Source organism: Thalassospira sp. B30-1 (assembly GCF_015767575.1).
Taxonomy (GTDB): domain Bacteria; phylum Pseudomonadota; class Alphaproteobacteria; order Rhodospirillales; family Thalassospiraceae; genus Thalassospira; species Thalassospira xiamenensis.
Genome location: NZ_CP065232.1, coordinates 1,740,194 through 1,762,743 on the forward strand (window position 1 = coordinate 1,740,194; position 22,550 = coordinate 1,762,743).

At 56.7% G+C, this 22,550-nt stretch carries 25 protein-coding genes; 11 read left to right on the top strand and 14 right to left on the bottom strand.

All coding sequences use genetic code 11. The annotated features are described in order from the left end of the window. Positions 1-199: 199 nt before the first annotated feature. The 3 genes from IT971_RS08380 to hisI all read right to left on the bottom strand — a co-directional run bounded on the left by IT971_RS08380 (position 200) and on the right by hisI (position 2,899). Positions 200-1,030, bottom strand: a complete 831-nt coding sequence (locus IT971_RS08380) for an aldo/keto reductase (RefSeq protein WP_063092861.1) — start codon at positions 1,028-1,030, stop codon at positions 200-202. A gap of 312 nt (positions 1,031-1,342) precedes the next feature. Then, complete coding sequence (locus IT971_RS08385) at positions 1,343-2,479, bottom strand: GTP-binding protein (RefSeq protein WP_063092862.1); 1,137 nt, start codon at positions 2,477-2,479, stop codon at positions 1,343-1,345. 9 nt (positions 2,480-2,488) lie between these two features. Next, positions 2,489-2,899 carry a phosphoribosyl-AMP cyclohydrolase gene (hisI, locus tag IT971_RS08390; protein WP_063092866.1) on the bottom strand — a complete coding sequence of 137 codons (411 nt, stop codon included), beginning with the start codon at positions 2,897-2,899 and terminating at the stop codon, positions 2,489-2,491. A 134-nt stretch (positions 2,900-3,033) separates the two neighbouring features. Between hisI and IT971_RS08395 the strand changes: the two genes are divergently transcribed. The 6 genes from IT971_RS08395 (at position 3,034) to IT971_RS08420 (ending at position 7,443) form a co-directional block, all read left to right on the top strand. After that, complete coding sequence (locus tag IT971_RS08395; RefSeq protein WP_051682109.1) at positions 3,034-3,510, top strand: Fur family transcriptional regulator; 477 nt, start codon at positions 3,034-3,036, stop codon at positions 3,508-3,510. After that, on the top strand, positions 3,491-4,360 hold the full coding sequence (znuC, locus tag IT971_RS08400; protein WP_063092868.1) for a zinc ABC transporter ATP-binding protein ZnuC: 870 nt from the start codon (positions 3,491-3,493) through the stop codon (positions 4,358-4,360). Before IT971_RS08395 ends, znuC begins: the two co-directional genes overlap by 20 nt. Further along, entirely contained in the window at positions 4,357-5,160 is an 804-nt protein-coding gene (locus tag IT971_RS08405; protein WP_223305067.1) for a metal ABC transporter permease, read from the top strand. The genes znuC and IT971_RS08405 overlap by 4 nt, the downstream gene beginning before the upstream one ends. Before the next feature lie 77 nt (positions 5,161-5,237). After that, positions 5,238-6,239, top strand: a complete 1,002-nt coding sequence (locus IT971_RS08410; protein WP_063092870.1) for a homoserine dehydrogenase — start codon at positions 5,238-5,240, stop codon at positions 6,237-6,239. 100 nt (positions 6,240-6,339) lie between these two features. Then, a complete protein-coding gene (locus IT971_RS08415) occupies positions 6,340-6,690 on the top strand; it encodes a type II toxin-antitoxin system HicB family antitoxin (protein WP_037992300.1) in 351 nt (116 codons plus the stop codon). A gap of 243 nt (positions 6,691-6,933) precedes the next feature. Next, the gene (locus IT971_RS08420) at positions 6,934-7,443 is read left to right on the top strand and encodes a DUF3429 domain-containing protein (protein ID WP_063092871.1); all 510 of its coding nucleotides are present in this window, start codon (positions 6,934-6,936) and stop codon (positions 7,441-7,443) included. A 65-nt stretch (positions 7,444-7,508) separates the two neighbouring features. Here IT971_RS08420 and metC read toward each other — a convergent pair whose 3' ends face one another. After that, positions 7,509-8,693: a cystathionine beta-lyase gene (metC, locus tag IT971_RS08425; RefSeq protein WP_063092872.1), complete on the bottom strand. Its 1,185-nt coding sequence runs from the start codon at positions 8,691-8,693 to the stop codon at positions 7,509-7,511. Positions 8,694-8,926: 233 nt separating this feature from the next. Here metC and IT971_RS08430 point away from each other — a divergent pair, with 233 nt between their 5' ends. After that, positions 8,927-9,883: a threonine/serine dehydratase gene (locus IT971_RS08430; protein WP_063092873.1), complete on the top strand. Its 957-nt coding sequence runs from the start codon at positions 8,927-8,929 to the stop codon at positions 9,881-9,883. 127 nt (positions 9,884-10,010) lie between these two features. Here IT971_RS08430 and rpmF read toward each other — a convergent pair whose 3' ends face one another. The 5 genes from rpmF to IT971_RS08455 all read right to left on the bottom strand — a co-directional run bounded on the left by rpmF (position 10,011) and on the right by IT971_RS08455 (position 13,215). After that, entirely contained in the window at positions 10,011-10,190 is a 180-nt protein-coding gene (gene rpmF, locus IT971_RS08435; RefSeq protein WP_007090029.1) for a 50S ribosomal protein L32, read from the bottom strand. A gap of 41 nt (positions 10,191-10,231) precedes the next feature. Beyond that, positions 10,232-10,906, bottom strand: a complete 675-nt coding sequence (locus IT971_RS08440; protein ID WP_037991650.1) for a GNAT family N-acetyltransferase — start codon at positions 10,904-10,906, stop codon at positions 10,232-10,234. Continuing rightward, positions 10,903-11,460, bottom strand: a complete 558-nt coding sequence (locus IT971_RS08445; RefSeq protein ID WP_063092874.1) for a GNAT family N-acetyltransferase — start codon at positions 11,458-11,460, stop codon at positions 10,903-10,905. The genes IT971_RS08440 and IT971_RS08445 overlap by 4 nt, the downstream gene beginning before the upstream one ends. A gap of 17 nt (positions 11,461-11,477) precedes the next feature. Further along, positions 11,478-12,335, bottom strand: coding sequence for a sulfurtransferase (locus IT971_RS08450; protein WP_063092875.1), 858 nt, complete (start codon positions 12,333-12,335; stop codon positions 11,478-11,480). A gap of 169 nt (positions 12,336-12,504) precedes the next feature. Further along, on the bottom strand, positions 12,505-13,215 hold the full coding sequence (locus tag IT971_RS08455; protein ID WP_082822705.1) for an alanyl-tRNA editing protein: 711 nt from the start codon (positions 13,213-13,215) through the stop codon (positions 12,505-12,507). 294 nt (positions 13,216-13,509) lie between these two features. On the opposite strand from IT971_RS08455, the gene IT971_RS08460 reads away from it, so the two are divergent. The 3 genes from IT971_RS08460 to IT971_RS08470 all read left to right on the top strand — a co-directional run bounded on the left by IT971_RS08460 (position 13,510) and on the right by IT971_RS08470 (position 15,475). Continuing rightward, a complete protein-coding gene (locus IT971_RS08460; RefSeq protein ID WP_139190022.1) occupies positions 13,510-14,229 on the top strand; it encodes a hypothetical protein in 720 nt (239 codons plus the stop codon). An 84-nt stretch (positions 14,230-14,313) separates the two neighbouring features. After that, the gene (locus IT971_RS08465) at positions 14,314-14,835 is read left to right on the top strand and encodes a hypothetical protein (protein WP_063092878.1); all 522 of its coding nucleotides are present in this window, start codon (positions 14,314-14,316) and stop codon (positions 14,833-14,835) included. Between the two features lie 361 nt (positions 14,836-15,196). Then, complete coding sequence (locus IT971_RS08470; protein WP_063092879.1) at positions 15,197-15,475, top strand: hypothetical protein; 279 nt, start codon at positions 15,197-15,199, stop codon at positions 15,473-15,475. Between the two features lie 95 nt (positions 15,476-15,570). On the opposite strand, the gene IT971_RS08475 is transcribed toward IT971_RS08470, so the two are convergent. Together IT971_RS08475 and IT971_RS08480 are read right to left on the bottom strand one after the other, a co-directional pair. Next, entirely contained in the window at positions 15,571-16,734 is a 1,164-nt protein-coding gene (locus IT971_RS08475; RefSeq protein WP_110252308.1) for a PA0069 family radical SAM protein, read from the bottom strand. A 133-nt stretch (positions 16,735-16,867) separates the two neighbouring features. Continuing rightward, complete coding sequence (locus IT971_RS08480; RefSeq protein ID WP_063092880.1) at positions 16,868-18,493, bottom strand: inverse autotransporter beta domain-containing protein; 1,626 nt, start codon at positions 18,491-18,493, stop codon at positions 16,868-16,870. A gap of 363 nt (positions 18,494-18,856) precedes the next feature. Between IT971_RS08480 and IT971_RS08485 the strand changes: the two genes are divergently transcribed. After that, positions 18,857-19,489, top strand: coding sequence for a LysE family translocator (locus tag IT971_RS08485; protein WP_063092881.1), 633 nt, complete (start codon positions 18,857-18,859; stop codon positions 19,487-19,489). A gap of 18 nt (positions 19,490-19,507) precedes the next feature. Here the strand turns inward: IT971_RS08485 and IT971_RS08490 are convergent, their stop codons facing one another. The 3 genes from IT971_RS08490 to IT971_RS08500 all read right to left on the bottom strand — a co-directional run bounded on the left by IT971_RS08490 (position 19,508) and on the right by IT971_RS08500 (position 22,478). Beyond that, a complete protein-coding gene (locus tag IT971_RS08490) occupies positions 19,508-19,705 on the bottom strand; it encodes a hypothetical protein (protein ID WP_063092882.1) in 198 nt (65 codons plus the stop codon). 4 nt (positions 19,706-19,709) lie between these two features. Beyond that, the gene (locus IT971_RS08495) at positions 19,710-21,281 is read right to left on the bottom strand and encodes an L-lactate permease (RefSeq protein ID WP_063092883.1); all 1,572 of its coding nucleotides are present in this window, start codon (positions 21,279-21,281) and stop codon (positions 19,710-19,712) included. A 177-nt stretch (positions 21,282-21,458) separates the two neighbouring features. Then, positions 21,459-22,478, bottom strand: a complete 1,020-nt coding sequence (locus IT971_RS08500) for an LLM class flavin-dependent oxidoreductase (RefSeq protein WP_007090015.1) — start codon at positions 22,476-22,478, stop codon at positions 21,459-21,461. Positions 22,479-22,550 lie beyond the last annotated feature (72 nt).

Here is a 22,550-nt window from a genome sequence, read left to right on the forward strand (position 1 = left end):
ATTCGGCGGTTTTTGGCGGGGCGGGGGGATTTAACGCAAAAGACCGGCCTGTCGGGGGCCGGTCTTGATGGTTTTATGCGTGGTTTTGTTCTTTTCCGTCATTCCGGGCGGAGCGAAGCGCAGACCCGGAATCCATTTCTTTACCGCTGGCTGGATTCCCGCTTTCGCGGGAATGACGGGGGTGGGCGGTGCCGCTGGTTCAGGCGGCCTGATCCCATTCGGGGGCGAAATCGGGATCGATCAGGCGGCCGTCGGGCCGGGCGAGTTCGTTGATGTCGGCCATGTCGGAATCCGAGAGTTCGAAATCAAAGATATCGAAATTGGCCTTGGCGTTTTTGGGCGAGCCGGATTTCGGGATCGCCATGACGCCATCCTGTTGCAGCAGCCAGCGCAATGTCACCTGTGCCGGGGATTTGCCATAGGCCTTGCCGATGGCAACCAGCGTTTCATCATTCATCACCTTGGCACGCGCCAGCGGGCAATAGGCGGTCAGCAGCATGTCATGGCTGCGGAGGCATTCAAGCACCTTGGACTGGTCAAGATAGGGGTGATATTCGACCTGATTGACGGCAAGGGGAAAATCGCTGTGGCCGACGGCGCGTTCGATCAGGGCGGTCGGGAAGTTGGAAATCCCGATCAGGTGCGTCATGCCGAGGTTTTTGACCTCGTTTAATGCCGCGATGGTTTCGCGCAGCGGAATGTCATCATTGGGCCAATGGAGCAGCAAAAGATCGACATGGTCGAGATCAAGCTTGCGCAGGCTTTCGACCACGGAGGTTTGCAGATCGCCGCTTTGGAAATTGTCGGGCCAGATTTTGGTGGTGAGGAAGTAGTCATCACGTGAAAGGCCGGATGCCTTGAGCCCGCGACCAACCCCTTCCTCGTTATGATACATCTGGGCGGTATCGAAATGGCGGTAACCGATTTTGGCGGCTTCGGCGACCATATGTTCAGCACTTGCGTTATCGAGCTCGTATGTTCCAAAGCCAAGTGCGGGGATTTTCGTACCCTGCCAGTTCCGGAAAATCATGATGTTCTACCCCCTTCGATTTGATTTGATTGATTGTTTTGAGAGTTTCGGAAAACTGAGGACAGCTTTGCCAACCTGCGCCAGATTTAGTGCAGCGCAACAGCAGCGCAACCTGTACGGTTGGATGGTGGATGCTGTCCTTCGGTTTGGCGAGGGGATAGAATGCCCATGAAAAACGGCAAGAAAAAGGGCGACCGCAGTAAATGAGGCCGCCCGAAGTTCAGGACTTAGAGTGAGGCTGTATCAAGCCAAGACCCAATCTGATCCAATTTCGGGTTGAATGCCTTGATGTGGCTCAAATGCCGAAAGATTTCAGGTATTCTCAGTCGTTTCCGAGACGGCGGCATTCAGGTGATAGAGCGATTCCCGGATCACCTGCGGGCCGAGATCCCTGGTGATGAAGACGATTTTTGATCGGCGATCTTCATCTGGCCATGCGGGCAGGGTGGCGGGCGGATGAAAAACATGCTGCACGGCATGGATCGCAACCGGGTTGCTTTCGCCGACAAGGTTCAGGATGCCCTTGACGCGCAAAAGGCTTTCGCCGCGCATCTGGGTGAAGATTTCCGCCCAGGTGACAAACGCATCCCAATGCAGCGGTTCGTCAAAGGTGATGCAGAAGGACCGGATATGGTCGTCATGCCGGTTGACGTCATGGGAATGCGCGTGGTGGTGGTGATCATGGCCGTGATCGTGGTCATGATGGTCATGCGCGTGATCATGCCCGTCGTGATGATCGTGGTGATCGTCGCCGTGCTGCTCGTACGCCTCGTCGCGCAGCCATTTCTGCACATCCATGCTTTTGGTCGCCGGGTCATACAGCCCGGCATTGAACAGTTTGGCCGGGTCAATATCACCCATGGTGACGGCATGGATCGGGGCGGCCGGGTTAAGCTGCCGCAGGCGGGTTTCAAGGCGTTCGCGCGTTTCGGCGTTGGCCAGATCGGATTTGGTGATCAGGATGCGGTCGGCAACGGCGGATTGCTTTACACTTTCGGGATGGTCATCAAGCTGCCCCGCGCCATGCAGGGCATCGACGGTGGTGACCACACTATCAAGGCGGAATTTGGCCGTGAGCAGCGGATCGGTCATCAGGGTATGCAGGATCGGGGCCGGGTCGGCCAAGCCGGTGGTTTCGATGATGACCCGGTCGAATTCCGGTACCTCGCCACGGGTGCGTTTGACAAACAGATCACGCAAGCCCGAAATCAGATCGCCGCGCACCGAACAGCAGATGCAGCCGGAATTCAGCAATACGACATCCTCGGACACCTCGCGGACCAGAAGGTGATCAAGGCCGATTTCACCAAATTCATTGATCAGAACGGCGGTCTTTGCCATGCCGTCGTGAGCCAGAAGGGCATTGAGAAGGGTTGTCTTGCCACTGCCAAGGAAGCCCGTGATAACGGTGGTGGCAACGCGGTCAAACTGTTCGTCGGAAATCGCCATGTCTGATGCTTACTTTTTGCCGTAAAGGTCTTCGACGGCGATTTCGGGTTGGGAAATCACCACTTCCTCGCCATCGCGGGCGGCGAAATAGAAACAGTTGCGACGCCCGGTGTGGCAGGCAACGCCAAGCTGATCGACCTGTATCAGAACCGTGTCCTGATCGCAGTCATAGCGGAAATCGATCAGTTTCTGTACCTGGCCGGAGCTTTCACCCTTGCGCCAGAGCTTGCCGCGCGAGCGCGAGTAATAGCAGACCCGGCCGGTTTCAAGCGTTTCGATTACCGCATCGCGGTTCATCCAGGCCATCATCAGGACCTCGCCACTGTCATGCTGCTGGGCGATTGCCGGGATCAGGCCGCTTTCATTGAATTTCAGTTTGTCGGCAATCTTTGAATTGGCGGCAGTTGTGGTCTCGGTCATCGAAGGCTCCGGTCGATGGTTGTTGACTTTTCGCGGCAGTCACGTCAAGAAATGATATATTATAACATATCACCCTGTGCCATGGCTTTTTGCAGATTAATGCAAATCGCCCGGCGTGACTTCGGATGTGCGACATGACCGATCTTTTCCCGAAAAAGGGCCACGATCACGACAGATGTATCGATAGCGCAATCGCGCAGGCAGAGAAAGTCTGCGAGGCGGAAAATGCGCGTTTTACCGATATGCGCCGCAAGGTGTTCAGCCTGATCTGGCAATCGCACAAGGCGGTGACGGCCTATGAGCTGCTGGATGCGCTTCAGGCCGAGGGGCAGCGGGTGCAGCCGCCCACGGTTTATCGGGCGCTGGAATTCCTGACTGATCTTGGGCTGGTGCATCGTATTGAATCGCTTAATGCCTATTTCGGCTGTGATCAGCCTGATTGCGATCATCTGGGGCAGTATTTCATTTGCACCCGATGTGGCCGGGTTGCCGAAACGGTGGATGAGGATGTGAGCATCGCGGTCCGCAAGGCGGCGAGACAGGTCGGATTTAAAATCGAAGCCACCACTGTTGAAATCAAGGGCCTGTGCCATGACTGCACCACTCATTGAAGGGCGGGGGCTGATCCTTTCGTTTGGCAATGAACGGGTGCTTGATAACGTCACGCTTTCGATCAAGGCGGGCGAGATCATGACCCTGATCGGGCCGAACGGGGCGGGCAAATCAACATTGGTCAAAACCCTTCTTGGGCTTCAGCAGGCCGATCAGGGCGAAGTCACCCGCAAGCCGGGCCTTCGTATTGGTTATGTGCCGCAAAAGCTTGCGATTGATCAGGTTTTGCCGATGACGGTGAAGCGGTTCCTGACGCTCACCCGGTCGGCATCGCGCAGCGACTGCCAGAAGGTTCTGGATCAGGTCGGTGCAAGCCATGTGATCGATACTCAGATGAGCAGCCTTTCAGGCGGCGAGACGCAGCGCGTGATGCTGGCGCGGACATTGTTGCTGCGCCCGGAATTGCTGGTGCTTGACGAGCCGACCCAGGGTGTGGATGTGACCGGGCAGGCGGAGCTTTACCGACTGATCGATGATATCCGGGCGGAACTTAACTGTGCGGTTCTGATGATATCGCATGATCTGCATCTGGTGATGGCAAAGACCGATCAGGTGGTGTGCTTTAACCGGCATGTCTGTTGTTCGGGCATCCCTGAAACCGTGCGCCAGCATCCTGAATACCGGTCGTTGTTTGGCAATCAGGCGGCGGATGCGATTGGCATTTATACCCATGCGCATGATCACGAACATGATCTTGCCGGGCATATTGTCGAGGGCGGGCATGATCATGGTCATCATCATGGCCATCATCACGGGTCGAGCCATGTTCATGGGCCGGGATGCGCGCATGGACATCATCATCATGAAGAAGAAATCGACGAAAAAGATCGGATATGGCGGCCGCAATGATGGATGATTTTCTGACCCGTGCGGTGATCGGCGGGATTTTGCTGGCATTTGTCTGCGGGCCGTTCGGGGCGTTTATCGTCTGGCGGCGGATGGCGTTTTTTGGCGATACGCTGGCGCATTCGGCGTTGCTGGGTGTGGCACTCGGGCTTCTGGTCGGGGTGGATGTCCGGATCGGGATGATTGCCACCTGCCTTGCCGCCGCCCTTATCCTTGCCATCGGTCAACGCCAAAGCCGCCTTGGCAGTGATACGGTTCTGGGGATGCTTGCGCATTCGACGCTGGCGCTAGGCATGGTCGCCCTTGCCTTTGTGCAGGGGATTGCGGTTGACCTGATGGCCTATCTGTTTGGCGATATTCTGGCGGTCAATGTTGCCGATATCTGGCTTTTGGGGCTGGGCGGTGGATTGGCACTGGCCGTTCTGGTCTGGATGTGGCGGCCATTACTCGCCCTTACCGTCAGCCCGGAAATTGCCGCGGCCGAAAGCATTCCGGTCGAGAGGCTGCGTCTGGTTTTCATGCTGCTGATGGCGCTTGTGATCGGCATGGCGATCAAGATTGTCGGGGTTCTTCTGATCACCGCCCTTTTGATCGTGCCCGCCGCCAGTGCACGGTTTTTTGCCAGAACACCCGAACAGATGGCGATTGGTGCGGCCGTGTTTGGCGCGGCATCGGTCATGGCGGGGATCAGCCTTTCGTGGCATATCGACAGCCCGGCGGGGCCCAGCATCGTGATTTCGGCAGCGGGGTTGTTCCTGCTGGTCGGGATGGCATCCCCCGTGATTCGGCGTTTGCGGGGATAATCCGGTATCGGTAATGTTTGGATTACGGGCAGGGCGAATAAAAATGCGCTGTCAGGTATGAAACAAGGACGAACAATATGCGGGTGATCAGGGTTGCGATTGCGGGTTTTGGTGGCGTTGGTCGTGCCACGGCAAATCTGCTTTTGGCACGGCGGGCACATTACCGCAGCCTTTACGGTGCAGATGTGCGTCTGGTGGTGGTGTGCGGATCGCGTTCGGGCCTGTTTGATGCAAACGGGCTTGATGCCGATCAGTTTGATGCGCTGGAACCGGGTTTGAGCGGGCCGGACTTTATCAGTACGTCCGGGGCAGATGTCCTGATTGAGGCCGGTCCCAGTGATTTCCGCACGGGCGGTCCGGGGCTTGCCTATATTCATTCGGCCCTGTCAGTCGGTCGGGACACGATTGTGATTTCCAAGGGCGCGCTGGTCCATAGCGGACGGGAATTGCGCGATCTGGCGAAGGTATCGGGGGCCATTTTAAAGCTTAGCGGTGCAAGTGCCGCGGCCCTGCCGACCATTGATCTTGTTGAGCATAGCCTGACCGGGTGCCGGGTTTTGAGTGTCGAGGGTATTTTGAATGCCACGACCAATTTCCTTCTCGATGCGATGATCTCGAAAGGTGTGGGCTTTGACGCCGCCCTGAAAGAGGCGCAAAAAGGCGGCTTTGCCGAAGCTGATACGCGCAACGATACCGAAGGCTGGGACACGGCATGCAAGCTGTTGCTTCTTGCCAATTTTGGGCTGGGGGCGGAGCTTGCGATGGATGACCTTGTTGTCGAGGGCATTCACGGCGTTACCGCAGACCGGATTGATGCGTGGCGGGCGGAGGGCCTTGTTCCCAAACTTGTCGGCAGTCTGGAATGTGCGGATAATGGGACGATTTCTGCGCGTGTCGGTGTCAGGGCTTATCCGAATTCCGATCCCTTGGCGCAGGTCAGCGGCAAGAACAAGGCAATCCGGATCATCACCGATGCCATGGGCGAGACAATCGCAATCGGGTGCGGTGAAGAGCCGCTGGCGACAGCCGCCGCAGCCCTAAAAGATTTTGAGCATATCCTGAAAGCCAAGACCTCTTAATTTTCTATCACATCATGATAGTATGGTGGGCAAGCACAGAAGAAGCTTGGTCGCAGTTTTTCCCTATGCGTGATTTTCTGATCCGCGCAGGAGTAACGCCATGAATGCAATGACTTACAAAGGTTATATGGCGCGTGTCGAATTTGATTCCGATGACGAGATTTTCGTCGGCCATATTGCCGGTATTCGGGATCGTGTCGGATTTCATGCCGATACGGTTGCGGATTTGAAGGAAGCCTTTTACGAGGCGGTAGACGATTATCTTGAGACTTGTACCAAGACGGGCAAGACGCCGCAAAAACCTTATTCCGGCAAGATGATGCTGCGGGTCAGTCCCGATATTCACCGGAAGGCAGCGATTGCCGCAGAGCTGGCGGGTAAAAGCCTTAACCAGTGGAGCGAGGAAATCATCGAAAAGGCGGTCAAACGCAAGGAGCCTTCGACCGCCTGATATTCGTTCCGGGCCGGAAATCGCGGCTGCGGGAAGCATTCCGGCGGCCTGGGCGCGGTTTTTTGCCAGAACGCCCGAACAGATGGCGATTGGTGCGGCCAAGCATCGTGATTTCGGCGGCGGGGCTGTTTGTCCTGAGCGCGATGATGGTTCCCATTCTGCGCCGTTTCCAGGCGTGCTGGGGTGATCAGTCAGGGATAAAATAACGTAGAACGAGCATCTTACGCCCAAACGGAGCTCGTCATGGAAGACGCAACCAATTCACCGCAGCAACCCGGTTCAATTCGCGCGATCAGGAGGGATGGATTTTTTGCGGTTATTCCACCTGCTGCGCGCTGGTTCGGGTTGACGGGCGCCATACCTTTCATGGTGCTCTCATTTGGGGGCGAGTTCTTATCGCCAGCTCATCAGTCTTATGCGCAGTTTTCGTTGATGGCTTACGGGGCGGTGATTCTTTCCTTTTTGGGGGGTGTGCACTGGGGAAGAGCGATTGTACCGCCAGAGCATGGCCGACTTGAGGATAAAACCTTGTGGGTGCCGCTTGCGATCAGTGTGACACCGTCGCTATTCGGGTGGGGTGCGTTGCTGGTGCCAAGATTTATCGCGCTGCCGATCCTGGCGGCGAGTTTTGCCGCAATGCTTCTGATTGATCTGTTTATGGTCAGGATCGGTTCTTTGCCGGAATGGTATGGCAATTTGCGTGTGATTCTTTCGGCGGTGGTTGTGGCCTCTTTGCTTTTTGCGTGGGTATAGGATGATTCTGCAAAAAGGGCGCCGAAATAATTCGGGCGCCCTTTTGCGTTTGACTGCGGGATATCTTAGTCTTTTGCCAGACGGGCAAGACCTGCTTCCAGATCGGCGATCAGGTCGTCGGTGTCTTCAAGGCCGACATGAAGGCGGATCAGTTGGCCGTCTTCGTCCCATTTGGTTGCGGTGCGGATGTTTTTCGGATCGGACGGCAGGATCAGGCTTTCGAAGCCGCCCCAGCTAAATCCCATGCCAAACAGGTCCATATGATCGACCATATTGGCAAGCTGCGGCTTTGTGACCGGTTTCAGGATAAAGGAAAACAGGCCCGATGCGCCGGTGAAGTCGCGTTTCCAGATGGCATGGCCCGGATCATCGGGCAGGGCCGGGTGCAGGACGCGTTTGACCTCCGGGCGGGTTTGCAGCCATTGGGCGACCTTGATGCCGCTTTCATGATGCTGGCGCAGGCGCACGCCAAGGGTGCGAAGCCCGCGTTGTGCGAGATAGCAATCATCGGGACCAACCGCATCGCCCGATATGATGATCTGTTTTTTAATCGTCAGAAGGTCTTCTTCGGTGGCGGTGGTGATCGTGCCCAGCATGACGTCGGAATGACCGACGATGTATTTAGTGCCAGCCTGCACCGATACATCAACCCCCATATCAAACGGGCGGCACAGAAGCGGCGATGCCCAGGTGTTATCAAGCAATACCTTGACCCCGCGTGCACGGGCCGCTGCCGAAATCGCCGGGATATCCTGCATTTCAAAGGTCAGCGAGCCGGGGCTTTCGCACCAGACAAAGGCGGTATTGTCGCGAATGAGCCCCGCGATATCGCCGCCGATGGCCGGATCGTAATATTCGGTTTCAACGCCAAAGCGTTTGAGGAAGGTATTGCACAGACTGCGCGTCGGGTAATAGGTGCTGTCGGTGACCAGAATATGATCGCCCGGTTTGACAAAGGCGAGGATCGCATTGGTGATTGCCGCCACACCGGATGATACGCATAGGGTGCCAAAGCCGCCTTCAAGCTCGGCCACGGCTTCTTCGAGCAGGAAGCGTGTCGGGGTTCCGTGCCGCCCATAGGTCACCTTGCCCGGTGCGGATGAGCCGGCCTTTTCAAGGTCGGCCAGGCTTTCAAACAGGATGGTTGATGCATGAAGAACCGGCGGGTTGACCACGCCGTGATATTCGCTGGATCGACGTCCGGCATGGACCAGTTGGGTTGCGGGCTTTTGGGGGCGGTGACCTGACATGGGTGGCTTTTCTCCTTGGATGCGTCGGGGGTGACGATGCGACGACGCGCGGGGCCTTGAATTTCTTCTATAACTCAAAGCATTTCAGATCATCGGGTTCAAGGTTTTTTCACCGCAAAGAGTTGTGAAACCGGCATTTTGCGATATTTCAAGCCTTATGCCTCGCGTCCGGTTCCGGGCCGCGTTACAACAGGTAAAGCCCGTTTAACACTATCCGACTTGCAGGAGGCCCCGTGCTTGAACTTCAGGATTTTCGCGCCGCGCGTCGTGCCATTTCCGATCACATGCGCCTGACGCCGGTATTTGCCGCCGGTATTTATGGCGACAAGTCGGTTTTCCCCGACCGGGATCATATTCCGGATTTGTATCTGAAGCTTGAAAACATGCAGATATCGGGTTCGTTCAAGGCACGCGGCGCGATGAATGCCGCCCTTGCCCTTGACGAGGATAAACGCGCGATTGGGCTTTGCACGGCATCGGGTGGCAATCATGGCATGGGGGTGATCAATGCGGCCCGTGTGCTGGGGGTTCCGGTCAAGATATTCCTGCCAACCAATACACCAAAGCCCAAGGTCGAAAAACTGCGCAAGCAGGGTGTTGATGTGGTCCTGATCGGTGCGGTCTGGGATGATGCCAACCGGGCGGCGATGGATCATGCGCGTGAAAGCGGCATGGCCTATATCCATCCCTTTGCCGACCCCAAGGTGATTGCAGGGCAGGGCACGATTGCGCTTGAGATGCTTGAACAGCAGGCCGACCTTGATACGCTGGTGGTGGCGATTGGCGGTGGCGGGCTGATTTCAGGGGTGGCGACAGCGGCCAAGCTTTTGCGGCCATCGATCCGGGTGATCGGGGTCGAGCCGACCGGTGCCCCGACCTTGTTCGAGAGCCTCAAGCATAACGAGGTCGCGACATTGCCAAGTGTGAATACAGCGGCCACCAGTCTGGCGCCGCGTCAGTCATCGGCGTTGAATGTTGATCTGATTGGCAGGAATGTCGACCGGATCGTTCTGGTCAGCGATGATGAAATGCGCGATGCGGCACGCTGGCTTTGGCGGGAATTGGGAATTGCCGTGGAGCTTTCGGCGGCTGCCGGGATTGCCGCAGTGGCTTCTGACCGGCTGGGTGTTGAAAACCCCGGCAAGATTGGGGTCGTGATTTGCGGTACCGGTTCGGACGGGATGGCGTGATCAAATAAAAAAGGACGAAACCGCTGGGCTTCGTCCTTTTTTAAACCAAACGCCATCCGAAAAACGGATGGCGTGGAAACTTGTAGCGTCGCAAACCGCCAAAGAGCCAAAGCCCTCCGGTGCGGAATTACATCTTCGGCTCTACCACCTGACGACCACGGTACATACCGGTGTTCGGATCAATGTGGTGCGGGCGATGCAGTTCGCCGGTTTCTTTGTCTTCGCGGTACGAGCCCTTGGCGAGCTTGTCATGCGAGCGACGCATGCCCTGACGGGACTTGGTCACTTTTTTCTTTGGCACTGCCATGGGTCATCATCCTCTGGCTTGGGTAAACTCAGGCGCGCTTGTTAACGTGCGCGGTCGGGAAAGTCAACGATCAAAGTGCCGGAATTTTCATTTTCCTGCGACCTTTCGGCTTTTTTGCCGTGATCGGCACCGGCATCATGATCAACATGATGGTCGATGGCCGGGATCAGGCCGGTATCACGCGGATCGTCAACAATATCTGTTCGCTGGTCGTATACACCAAAGCCTGCCTTCTGGTAAGCCCCCAAAGCACTTGGATGATCGAGCGAACATGTATTGACTGTTATGCGTTGCGGTTTAAGGCCCCAGGCGGTGTCAATCGCCCAGTTCAGAAGGTATTTGCCATAACCCTTGCCGATGAAATCGGGGATCAGGCCCATATAATGCAGGTCGATCACGCCGGTTTCTTCAAGATCGGTCAGGTCAAGTTCGGCAAACCCGGCCGGGACGCCGCCGACATATAAAACGTAAACGTGGGTTTCGGGGCGGGCCAGAATTTCGGCAAGTTCGTCATCACCCATGAGGCGGCGGAACCACCACAGCCACGGCTCGCCGACCGTATCATAAAGGTAGCGATAAAAGGACAGGGTGGGGTTTTCGGCGCGCACGATGGCGACCTTGCCCGGCGGGATGGTTGCCGCAGGGCGATCTGGCGGATCAAGCATTTCAAGGAAGGTGATGACGACTTCCAGCTTGCGCGGGTTGGATGCACTCATGACTTCAGCCTTTTTCGCATAACCACAAAATCGGTGCCGATTTCAGATATTTGCGTGTTGGTTCGTGGGACGGTTTCGACAATTTCATAACCGAGCTTGCGATAAAAATCATGCACTGCCGGGTCTGTGACGGTGACCTTGTTTACAGCAAGGCCGGTGGCGGCAAGGATATCCTCGGCCAGGGCCAGAAGACCCGATCCAAGGCCGGTGCCGCGCGCATCGTGCGATACGGCAAGATAATGAACCCAGCCACTTTCACCGTCATGACCGGCCATGATTGTGCCGATGATTGTAGCGTCTTTTGCCGTTCGCGCCAAAATCACGCTGCCGCGCCCGGAATTCAGACATGTGGCGAGGTCACGACCGGCATCATGGCCCGGTCCGGTCAACCCGGATTTATGCCAGAGGTCGCCGATGGCGGCGATGTCGTGGGTGGTCGGTGATTGCAGTCTTTCAAGAAAAACGCCCGGATCCTTGGCTTTGTCACCTGTGCCGACCGCGTCATATCGGGCGGCATCGGCGGGGGACAGGGTAGGGGAGCCGGGCGTTTTCATATCTTTTGTGCGCCGTGTTATGCCGGGCCTTTGTCGACCGGGCTTCCCTCGGTGCTTGCCCATTCGGCCCAGGAGCCGTCATAAACCGCGACTTCCTTTTTGCCCGCAATATAGGCACCAAGGGCGAGCACGCAGGCGGTCACGCCCGAGCCGCAGGATGTGACAACCGATTTATCCAGATTGACGCCTGCATCGTGGAAAGCGGTGCGAATGGCATCGGCATCCTTGAAGGTGCCGTCAGCATTCAGGAGCCTGTCAAACGGCAGGTTATAGGAACCCGGCACATGGCCAGCCTTGCCCCAGGGTTCGTCGGCATCGCCGGTGAAGCGTTCGGTTGCGCGGGCATCGACCAGCTGTTCGCGTTTGCTTTTGACGTTTGCCAGCACCTGATCATATTCGCGCAAAAGGAAGCTGTTGGCGCGTGCGGTGAAATGGCGTTCGCGCGGCGGGGTTGGTGCATCGGTCACCGGGCGTTTTTCCGCCAGCCATTTCGGCAGGCCGCCATCAAGCACGGCGACATCGTGATGCCCGAAATGGCGCAGCATCCACCATACCCGGCAGGCTGCAAGGGCGGACCCCGTCTGGCCGTAGACCACGATGCGGACACCATCGCCAAGGCCAAGTTTGCGGACCTTGGCCGAAAATTTGATTGCGTCGGGCATCATGTGGGGAAGGGGGGCACTATCGTCGGCGGCGATTTCGTCAATATCAAAGAATACCGCGCCCGGAATGTGCTGCGCGTTATAAATCTCGCGCGCATTTTTGTTCTGGGCGGGCATGTACCAGCTGGCATCGACGACGCGAACGTCGGGTGCATCAAGGTGATCCGCAAGCCACTGGGTGGAAACCAGTGCGTCGGAAGTTGGGTTGGTCATCAAAGAGACTCCGGTTTGCAATGGTGGGTATTGCGCGATCCGGGGCGTTTCCGCAGATCTGTAACGTCAAATTCAAATGTTTCTTGTTTTAATTTCTATCCGTCCTGAAAGCGCATGGCAATATCCCGACTGAATTCGGGGATATGCCGATTGCGCGTTTCCGGGGAATTCATTCATCAAAGACGATATTGATGCGGCGGTTCTGGCGGCCTTTCTTTTCGATCTTGGCAACCAGAACCCTGCCGATTTCGGCCGTACTTTTGACATGCGTTCCGCCGCAGGGCTGATAATCGATGCCCTCTATCGTGACGGTGCGGATGCTGTTGCCATCCATTGGCGGCTGTACCGACATGGTGCGAACCAGTTCCGGATTGGCTTTAAGTTCCGCCACGCTGATTTCACCGTCATAGACCTCGGCATTGCGTGCGATCAGTTCGTTCAGCCGTGTGGTCAATTCATCCTTGTCAGGCGCTTCGTCGGGCAGGTTGAAGTCAAGCCGCGCCTTGTGGGCGGCGATATTGCCGCCTGTGACGTCGCCCTCGACAATCGCGCACAGCAAATGCAGGCAGGTGTGAAAGCGCATCAGGCGGTGGCGGGTTTCCCAATCCAGTTCGGCCGTGATGGTATCGCCGATTGCGGGCAGGTCGTGACCCTCGGCGATGATATGCAGGATTTTGCCGCTGTCGCGGTCCTTGATCGTGGTTGCGACCGGCAGGGCGCGACCATCCGCAGTTTTAAGCACGCCGACATCCCCGGTCTGGCCACCGGCGGTGGCGTAAAACACGGTCTGGTCCAGTTCGATGCCGCGGTCGGAAATCGACATGATTTTGGCGTCGCAGTTCTGGCGATAGGCGTCTTCGCGAAACAAAAGGCGGGTCACAGACTCCTCCATGCTTGGTGGCATCTTTGGTGGCGATCAGATCATGCGACCGTCAGATTGCCGCCAAAATCGGGGCGGCGGCGAACGTGCCCTTGACGGGGTGGGGCAAGGTTACGGTGACGGTGCGGTCTGAAATCTTGCAGTGAAATCATGGTGCTGCGCGAAGGCTTGGTTTGTCGAGGAGTTTTTGTGAATGTGACGTTTGTATAAAGTGATACATATTTTCGGGATTAATGTTGATATATGTACGAAATGTATGGTATCCCCTTGGCCCAAATTGGGGGTGAAAGAAACTTGGCTGCTGTTATTCATGTCAAATTGACGGGCGAAGGTGATTTCGGGCCGGTGGATCTTGAGTGTGCGATCCCGCCTGCGCGCCTGCCTTTGGTGATGGCGGCCCTGTTTGGTTCTCCGACCAGTTTGCGGGCGGGGGCGGCGCAAGGGGGCGGTGCGGTTGATCATGGGGCAGCTTCTTCGGGGGCTTCGATGTCCTCTGCTATATCGCCTGCTATATCTCCTGCTATGTCCCTTGCGGCATCATCTTCGTCTGCCCCATCTTCGACAGTCGGGCCTGAAGGCTCTTCGCGGAAAATGCCTGCTGGCGGGCAATTCCCTGTAACGGCGCGGGCGGGTCGATCCGGCCCGGTTCTTTCATCGGCACACCCGGCTATTGTTGGTGAAGGCGCAACGGATGCGATTGATCCGGCGAACTTCCTGATTGGATATATTGGCAATCTGGGCGATCTGATTGCCCGGCTGCAGCCGCGCGGTTTTGCCGAAACCATCCTGATTGCGGCGATCTGGCTGCATTACCGCGACGGGCGGAGCTTTGTGACGCGCGACGATATCCGGCGGTTGCTGCGGCGGCAGGAACATCTGCGCATGCCAAAGAATTTCGGTCGCGATTTTCATACCGCAATCACGCGGGGCTATATCGAACCGGTCGACGAGGACGGGGGATTTGCCGCGACCGGAACCGGATATCAGTGGTTTCGTGACGCCTGTATTAAATGATACAAAAAGCCGATAAAATGGTTGACGTTATGTATTGGTAATGTATCATTATTGACGTGGGACAAGAAAACAGGCGGGGACAAAATGCGGGAATGGGAAGTACGGGCAAGCTGCAGGGTCTGGCGTGGGCGATATGTGATCCGTGGGGGCGTTGATCGCATCGCCAATGATATCGTCAGCCTGCAGCAAAGCCGCTTTCCGGGGATTGAAACCGGCAAGGTTTCTCTTCGGGTGGTGACAATGGCCGTGATGGCGGTTCTGGCCGAGGAATGCTGCGAAGACGGCGTGACGGCAGCGGAACTTTCGTTTTTGCTGACCACATGCCTTGGTCGGCCGATTTCACCGACCCGGATCGAACGCGAAATGGAAACCCTCTCGGGGCTGGTCTGGTCCGGGCCGTGGGGGGCGGAAACGCTTTATGTTCTTGAAAAGCGCGGTCTTCGCTTTTTTGAAAGCGCGCGCATGATGGCGATGAACGACACCGACGCCCAAAGCAAGGATTTGACAGAATATACAGGCGCGGAGGAAGGCGGGGTTTTGCCGAAGATCGATCCGTCGATTACGGCAAGCCCCGCCCCACACGCCCGGTACCGGGTGGTGGGATAAACCGCCATTATCCGGCTGATCAACAACACCCGCCTAACGGCTTTGCCCGGGCGGGTGTTTTGCTGTGTGCAGCATTGAACTGGTGCCCCGGTGGGCTGTTCACAGCAACTGCATCTGCCGGTTGGCATTCGGACGGATAAAGCTGCTGCAATCAGGCTTGACCTGACAGCATAAGGTACGTAATGATTTGAAGATGGAAAACATTGTTACACATCAGAACGCCTATTTTACGTCGTGCACATAGCGCGGCGCCTGTTGATGTGTTTGTAAATTAAACCAAGACCGGCTGCCCCAGGGCGGCCTTTGTTTTTTCCATAAACCGGTTTGCCCGAGGTGGCCCCACCAACAAGGAAACCGGAAAATGACCCATATCTCCCTTGCGGATCGCATGCCGACACTTGATTTCACGCCCAATGCCCTGAAAGACGGGATCGGGGTGGTGCCGCTTATTCTGATGGCGGGGTTTGCCGATACCATTGCTGCAGCGAGCGCGCTGGTCGCAAATGGTGCTGTCATGATCGAGGACAAACAGATTGTGGATCCTGATCATCATATCCTGAGTTACGCGTTTGATGATGGCGAAGTATTGCGCCTTACCGTTGGCGGTCAGAGAACGATGCTGATCCGTCGTGCAGAGTGATTGTGGCGGAGTGACCGGGGCGGAGTGATCGGGTTGGTGCCCGCCGGTCGCGCGAGCAAGGCTTGGGTGTGAGGAGGGCGATGTTGCTGGTGATTTCAGAACAGCGACATTTGCCCGTTCGCGCTGGGGCGGACAAAGCCGCTGCAATCAAGGTTGAGCGACCGGCCGGTCATGCCGTGTTTTTTGCGTGCGGCATCAAACCGTCTGGCGATCAGGTCGGCAATCGGGCCGGTGCCGCGCATGCGGGTGCCAAATTCGGACTGATAGCGTTCGCCGTCGCGCATCTGGCGGATCAGCGACATGACCTTTGCCTTGCGATCAGGATAATTGGCTTCGAGCCACTCTTCGAACAGGTCGGCGATTTCAAGCGGCAGGCGGACGACGATGTGCGATACCGACGTTGCCCCGGCGTCACGCACCGCGGCAACCAGATTTTCGATTTCCATGTCATTCAGGCCGGGAATGATCGGCGCGCACAGGACCGTGACCGGGATACCGGCATCGGCAAGTTTGCGAATGGCATCAAGCCGACGGTGCGGGGCGGAGGCACGCGGTTCGAGAAGGTTGGATAATCTGTGATCAAGGCTTGTGACCGATATTGCGACCGACGCGCGGTTTCTGGCGGCCATTGGTGCGATCAGATCAATGTCGCGGGTGACAAGTGCGCCCTTGGTGATGATCGAAAAGGGATGCTGGCAATCGCCAAGCACCCTGATGATTGAGCGGGTCAGCTGTTTTTCACGGTCTACCGGCTGATAGGGATCGGTGCTGGTGCCAATGACAATCGGGGCGGGCATGTAGCTTTTGGCGGCGAGCTGTTTGCGCAAAAGGGTCGGGGCGTCGGGTTTCCAGAACAGTTTTGTTTCAAAATCCAAGCCCGGCGACAGGCCCAGATAAGCGTGGGTTGGCCTGGCAAAGCAATAGATGCAGCCATGTTCACAGCCGCGATAGGGATTGATCGAACGGTCAAACGGCACATCGGGGCTTTGATTTCTGGTAATCACGCTGCGCGCGCCATCAATGCCAAGGGTGGTGCGGATGCGCGGCGCGTCCTGATCTTCCATCAGGCTGTTCATCCAGCCATCATCGACCGCCTGATGGATATGGCGTTCAAATCGGCCATCAATGTTCGATACCGCCCCGCGGCCCTTTTGCCGGCGCGCGGGCAGCAGATCCGGATCAAAATCCGGATTGATCCAGCCTTCGCCCGGTTGGGCGGTTTCGATGTGATCGGGTGTTGGTTCGATGATGTTTCGCATATGCTCAAATTATAGAACAAAATAGGAACATTCAAGCGAAATACGTTGTAGCCAGGTTGCCCCCCCCCGATATCAACGCGGACAGCGGCAGACCGTTGGCATGACATCATCCGGTTATCAACAGCATTCCTGATTAAGGGCAGGTCGGCGTTGCTGTCGTGAAACTGATGGAGCCGGTGTTTGTCCCGCCACCGACATTGCATGTGCTTACATTGCCGCTGTTGCCGGAGCCGGAGAGATTCGTATTGTTCAGGTTAAAGAAAATCAGGTGGTTGTTTGTCGCCCCGCTGATATTGAGTGTGTTGTTCTCGAAGACGAGGTTGTCTGATCCGATGACTGACAGGGCATAGGCAAAGGTATCGTTACTGGTGGATGTGATTGTATTGCCGCGAATGACGGTGTTTTGCGCGTTTCCGATAACCTGTATGCCAAAGGACGTGTTGCCCGTGGCGTTGCTGGTCAATGTGCTATTGATGATTTCGACGTTATTCACGCCGTTAATCCGCACTGCTGCGGTTGCCTGCGTGTCGGAGGTTGAGACGGTAACGCCGACAAGGCGGCTGTTGCTGGCCATGTTGAAAATATGGCTTGGACTGCCGAAACCGACCGGAGAGGATCCTTCGCCGCTTAGGCTGGCACCCGGTGTGGTAATGGTCACGGTGCGACCGGAAGGTGTTTGAACGTTGAGGTCGCCAGCCCCCATGATGGTTTGACCATTTTGCACATCAAGGCGGCTGTTCACATTGGCAAAGCTGCCATTCAGGATCACGGTCGAATTGGCACCGGCGGATGAGATGGTCGTGGCGAGGTCGGCACTTGATGTTGTTGCACTGCTGACAAGTGTGATGGTGTTGCCGTTGGCTGTGCTTGTTATTTCCTCTGCCGTGGTGAATTGCCCGGCCTGACTGACGATATCAATGTCGCGTATGATCGGATCGGTCATGCGGCGTTCGATAGCGTTCAGGCGCGGTTTGGGATTATCGCCAAAATCCTGAAGCGGAATGCGCAGGCGGAAGCTGGCAAAGCTTTGTGTGCCGCGCGGGTCGTCATGCTGGATTTCAGCCCCCAGCGAAAAGCGTGAGCCTTCCCACAGGAACGGTATTTCATCAAAGGTCAGGTCAAGCCGCCCGCGAGGTCCCTGTAGCGTGTCCACATCGTCTTCGGTAAAGCGATAGCCGCCTGCGTAAAGGCGCAATTGTTGTGGTGCCGTGGCTTCAAACAATGGCGCGCGCCAGCCGATTTCGGCATCAAAACCGCGAAGGGCGCGTTCTTCGCCCTGACGGTACATGATCGTGGTGCCGGAAAAATCCGCCGTGCTCAGGCTGTCTTCCATATAGCTTGTCCTGCCGACCGGCATATAGGCATTGGCGCGAAAATCCCAGTCAAGCGAAAGGGCTTCGGCCCCGAAAGTCACCTGATTGAATTTGTTGTCATACGCGCTGTGGCGGCGATCAAAATAGCCATAGCCGCCAATATTCCAGCCGCTATCAAGCATCTGGCGAATGCCGACACCGAAATTGCCTTCGTGACTGTTGGCATCATCCATCCGCGCGCGGATATTGGCAAAGGCCAGGGTATCGTCATCCTGCCATAGCGGAATGAACAGATCGGTTTCACCAAGGTTGCGGTCGGTGCCGGCCTTGCCTTCAAGGTCGATATGCGGTCCCCATTTGTTGCCGCCATCTGCGTCCTGAGCATGCGCGGATGGCGCAAAAGCGACGGCGCAGCTACAGACAAATCCAACCGCATATTTTTTCATTTTTGTCTTCAATCATTTTGATCTGGCTTATGCGCGGCAGGAGAAATCGTTGGCATTTTGCGCATCAGTCAGATCGGCAGTTAAGCCAGTTCATGAAATGGAAGTCCGAGGATTAGGGGATTTGCGCATGGGTCGCCACAGCAACGGCAGGGATGCGATATTTTCCTGCGCGAAGTGGATATCCATTGCGTTTTATGGATAGGAAACAGTGCGAGGTGCGCAAAAGCGGACTATTGAGCCCCGTCTTTTTGTCGACCTTTTAAATTGCCTTTTCGATTGTCATGTATCGGTACAATCGCGCGCTTGCCGGTTTTTACAATCCATCTATAGTTTCGTGGCCACCCTTTTTATGGAGCCATTCCGATGGATTGGACACAGTTTGTCAGCTTTACGCTTGTCACCGCCCTTCTGGTGATGTCGCCGGGCCCCAATGGCGTTCTGATTGCCAAAACAGTTCCGACATCGGGCCGTGCGGCAGGTTTTGCCAATGTTGCCGGTTTCGTGACCGCCTTTTACCTGCATGGCACATTGTCGATTTTAGGGATTTCGGTGATCCTCGTGCAGTCGGCACAATTGTTCATGATGGTGAAGATTGCCGGTGCGGCATATCTTTGCTGGGTCGGGTTCAAGGCGCTGCGCGAGGCGTGGCGCGGGGTTAAAACCGTTGCCGAAGTGGCCCCGGCCAAACGCCGCAGGACGCTTCTGGTGGCGTATGGCGAAGGGTTTCTGACCAATGCGCTTAACCCCAAGGTATCGATTTTCTATCTTGCGGCATTTCCGCAATTCATTCCGGTCGGTGACGGGGCGATTGCATCGGCCTTCATGCTGGTTTGCGTGCATGCCAGCATCAATGTCATCTGGTTTTCGGCGATGATCATTCTGTTATCGCGCCTGACAGGCGTGGCGCGCAGCGGATCGTTCCAGCGGGCGTTAAAGGCCGTGACCGGCAGCGTGTTTATTGCGTTCGGGATCAAGCTTGCGATGTTCCGGCCCTGATATCGGGCCGGGATCGCATTACTTTTTGATGGCAATCAGCGCCATGACGGCCGCAAACAGGCCAAACAGAATGCCGCCCACAGGGATGTCAACCGGGATGCCTGACAGGATACCGGAAAGTGCGGCATCTTCGTTGATCAAGGCTTCGAACGCGACCAGCGGCAGGATCAGGGACGCCAGAAACAGAAAGACCGGATTGAACAGTTTGTTTTTCATGGTCTTAACCCCCGATCATCGCAATCAGCAACAGGCCCAGCGCCATGAAGCCGCAAAGGGCGGTCAGAAGCACACCGGTTTTCAGCACGACCGATAATACCGGTCCTTCCTTGCCCGAAAGCCCGACCGTCGAACAGCCGACCAGAATTTTTGACGGGGCCAGCATGCTGCCAAGTGATGCACCGGTTGCCTGTGCGGCCAGAACAAGGGCGGTTGAAATGCCCGAAAGTTCGGCGGTGTGGCGCTGGAACATGCCAAAGACCACGTTGGAATTATTCGTGCTGCCGGTCATGAAGGCACCCAAGGCCCCGATGGCCGGGGCCACCACCGGATAGGCGATGGCAAAGGAGCCGGAAAACAGCGCAGCCCCGCCTTCGGCCAGGGCATAGGTCATGCCGGCATGATCCATGATGATGGCAAGGCCGATGACCGGCACCATGCCGATGCTGGTCGGAAGGCCGCTTTTGACCGTGCGTTGCCAGATGCGTCTGGCAATGCCGTTGTCATAGCGTCCGCGGATTTTGAAAAAGGCAAAGCTGATGGCGGCGGTATAAAGCAGCAACGCGCCGGGATGGCCGAAAATAGCAATCGGTTTGGCGCTTTCGGCATCGATATTCCAGCCAAGATCGGTTGAGATTGCCGGGAAATCGAAGGTCAGGCGAAGACCGGACAGGAAATCCTCGACCTGGGGGACAAAGGTTGCCAGACCGACAATCACCATGAAAACGAGGTAAGGGGTCAATGCCTCGATCAAAGGCATGTGGTGATGGTCGTCATCCCCGTTTGGTTCGGTGACGTCATCGGGATGGGGTTTCCAGAACCGGGTGACGATGATCGAGGTGACAAGCCCGGCAATCCCGGCGGTCAGCCCGCCCAGCGTCCAGACGCCGTAATTCGCCATCAGATATTGAACGACACCCATGACACCGGCAATCAGTACCAGTGGCACGATCCGGCGACGCACGGTGCGAAAACCACCATCGAGCCACAGAACCGCCGCCCCGCAGGTAAAGCCCGACAGGCCAAGCAGAATGGCGGAATAATGCGTCAGTTCGGTACCGGGAATGCCGGTCACGCCGATCAGGGCCTCGAACGAGGTTGCCATATTGCCAAACAGCACCGACCAGCTATGGCCGATCATCGGGGCGGCAACGGCGATGACGGGCGAGAACCCCATGCCGAGCAAAAGCGGTGCGATGACCGCAATCGGCACACCGAACCCGGCAACGCCCTGCAGGAAGGTGGCAAACACATAACCAAGGATCAGCAATTGCAGCGGGCGATCATCGGTTAGCTGGCGGATGGCCCGCCCGATGGTTTTGATGGCCCCGGCTTCTTCGGCTGCGAAATAAAGGATCAGGGCGGCCCAGACGATATAAAGAATGTAAAGCGCCAGCATGACGCCCTTGGCCTGGGCGATGATCACCATATCGGTCGGCGCACCAAACGCGATCATGGCGATGGCAACGGTGACAAACCATGCGGCCGCGCCGGCGCGTGCCGCGCCCCAGTTTGCCTTGATCATCAGAAACAGAATGGTGGCGATTGGCAGGGCAGCCAGAAGGAAGTCTGTCATGGGGGCGAGCCAAAACCTTTTGGAACAATGTGTTGCGGTTGATTTTCCAACCGGGCCGACATCTTGTCCCAGTGCTTCTGCAAGCGCAAGAAAACAGTTATGGCATTTCGTATGATGAAATACAAAACCGGGCCCGGCTGGTTTCAGTCGAGCCCGGTGATTGTCTGACTAATTGTTTCAGGCGCAGTTTTGCGCGGTTTGTTCGGTTTCAAGTTCGTCGCGCAGTTCTGCGGCAATCGAGAATGATTTCAGCCGTGCTGCGTGATCAAAGATATTGGCAGTGACCATGATTTCATCGGCCTTGGTCATATAGATGAAGTCGCGCAGCTTTTTGCGAACCGTGTCGCGCGAGCCGATTGCGGCACAGCGCATGGCATGATCGACCCCGGCCTTTTCCACCCGGTTCCAGATGTCATCCATCGATTTGACCGGTTTGGGCAATTGGCCCGGCGAACCGCGCCGCAAGTTCAGGAATTGCTGCTGCATGGAGGTGGCAATAAATTCGCCTTCCTCGTCGGTATCGGCGGCAAAGAAGCCCATCGCGGCAATCGCATAGGGTTTATCAAGCTGTTTGCTGGGTTCGAACCGGTGGCGATACAGCGACAGCGCATCCATCAGCATATCGGGCGCAAAATGTGACGCAAAGGCAAAGGGCAGGCCAAGGCGTGCGGCCAGATCAGCGGAAAACAGGCTGCTGCCCAGAAGCCACATCGGGACTTCGGAACCATAACCCGGAACGGCGCGGATTGGCGGATTGCCTTCAAGGGGGGCAAGGAATTGCTGGACCTGAAGCACGTCCTGGATAAAGCGTTCCTCGGTCCCGTGCATATCACGGCGAAGGGCGGCGGCGGTGCGTTGGTCGGTTCCCGGTGCGCGCCCGATGCCAAGATCGATACGGCCGGGATAAAGCGCATCAAGGGTGCCGAACTGTTCGGCAATCACCAATGGTGCGTGATTGGGCAGCATCACACCACCCGAACCAACGCGGATGGTTTTGGTGCCCGCAGCCACATGGGATATGACAACCGATGTTGCGGCACTGGCAATGCCGGGCATGTTGTGATGTTCGGCCAGCCAGTAGCGATGAAAGCCGAGCTTTTCGGCATGCTGGGCCAGTTCAAGCGTATTGCGAAGCGCATCGCGCGGATGTTCGCCCTCGTTAACGGGGCAAAGATCAAGAACGGAAAAACGGGGCATAGGCATAATCCCAATTGGGCGCAGGCCGAAAACGGCGCGCCGGATTTCAGTGTTGGGGTTAATCTAGCCCAA

Excerpts from the sequence above, each read along its gene's own strand:
- IT971_RS08380 (WP_063092861.1), bottom strand. The coding sequence starts at position 1,030 with ATGATTTTCCGGAACTGGCAGGGTACGAAAATCCCCGCACTTGGCTTT.
- IT971_RS08385 (WP_063092862.1), bottom strand. The coding sequence starts at position 2,479 with ATGGCGATTTCCGACGAACAGTTTGACCGCGTTGCCACCACCGTTATC.
- hisI (WP_063092866.1), bottom strand. The coding sequence starts at position 2,899 with ATGACCGAGACCACAACTGCCGCCAATTCAAAGATTGCCGACAAACTG.
- IT971_RS08395 (WP_051682109.1), top strand. The coding sequence starts at position 3,034 with ATGACCGATCTTTTCCCGAAAAAGGGCCACGATCACGACAGATGTATC.
- znuC (WP_063092868.1), top strand. The coding sequence starts at position 3,491 with ATGACTGCACCACTCATTGAAGGGCGGGGGCTGATCCTTTCGTTTGGC.
- IT971_RS08405 (WP_223305067.1), top strand. The coding sequence starts at position 4,357 with ATGATGGATGATTTTCTGACCCGTGCGGTGATCGGCGGGATTTTGCTG.
- IT971_RS08410 (WP_063092870.1), top strand. The coding sequence starts at position 5,238 with ATGCGGGTGATCAGGGTTGCGATTGCGGGTTTTGGTGGCGTTGGTCGT.
- IT971_RS08415 (WP_037992300.1), top strand. The coding sequence starts at position 6,340 with ATGAATGCAATGACTTACAAAGGTTATATGGCGCGTGTCGAATTTGAT.
- IT971_RS08420 (WP_063092871.1), top strand. The coding sequence starts at position 6,934 with ATGGAAGACGCAACCAATTCACCGCAGCAACCCGGTTCAATTCGCGCG.
- metC (WP_063092872.1), bottom strand. The coding sequence starts at position 8,693 with ATGTCAGGTCACCGCCCCCAAAAGCCCGCAACCCAACTGGTCCATGCC.
- rpmF (WP_007090029.1), bottom strand. The coding sequence starts at position 10,190 with ATGGCAGTGCCAAAGAAAAAAGTGACCAAGTCCCGTCAGGGCATGCGT.
- IT971_RS08440 (WP_037991650.1), bottom strand. The coding sequence starts at position 10,906 with ATGAGTGCATCCAACCCGCGCAAGCTGGAAGTCGTCATCACCTTCCTT.
- IT971_RS08445 (WP_063092874.1), bottom strand. The coding sequence starts at position 11,460 with ATGAAAACGCCCGGCTCCCCTACCCTGTCCCCCGCCGATGCCGCCCGA.
- IT971_RS08450 (WP_063092875.1), bottom strand. The coding sequence starts at position 12,335 with ATGACCAACCCAACTTCCGACGCACTGGTTTCCACCCAGTGGCTTGCG.
- IT971_RS08465 (WP_063092878.1), top strand. The coding sequence starts at position 14,314 with ATGCGGGAATGGGAAGTACGGGCAAGCTGCAGGGTCTGGCGTGGGCGA.
- IT971_RS08470 (WP_063092879.1), top strand. The coding sequence starts at position 15,197 with ATGACCCATATCTCCCTTGCGGATCGCATGCCGACACTTGATTTCACG.
- IT971_RS08475 (WP_110252308.1), bottom strand. The coding sequence starts at position 16,734 with ATGCGAAACATCATCGAACCAACACCCGATCACATCGAAACCGCCCAA.
- IT971_RS08480 (WP_063092880.1), bottom strand. The coding sequence starts at position 18,493 with ATGAAAAAATATGCGGTTGGATTTGTCTGTAGCTGCGCCGTCGCTTTT.
- IT971_RS08485 (WP_063092881.1), top strand. The coding sequence starts at position 18,857 with ATGGATTGGACACAGTTTGTCAGCTTTACGCTTGTCACCGCCCTTCTG.
- IT971_RS08490 (WP_063092882.1), bottom strand. The coding sequence starts at position 19,705 with ATGAAAAACAAACTGTTCAATCCGGTCTTTCTGTTTCTGGCGTCCCTG.
- IT971_RS08495 (WP_063092883.1), bottom strand. The coding sequence starts at position 21,281 with ATGACAGACTTCCTTCTGGCTGCCCTGCCAATCGCCACCATTCTGTTT.
- IT971_RS08500 (WP_007090015.1), bottom strand. The coding sequence starts at position 22,478 with ATGCCCCGTTTTTCCGTTCTTGATCTTTGCCCCGTTAACGAGGGCGAA.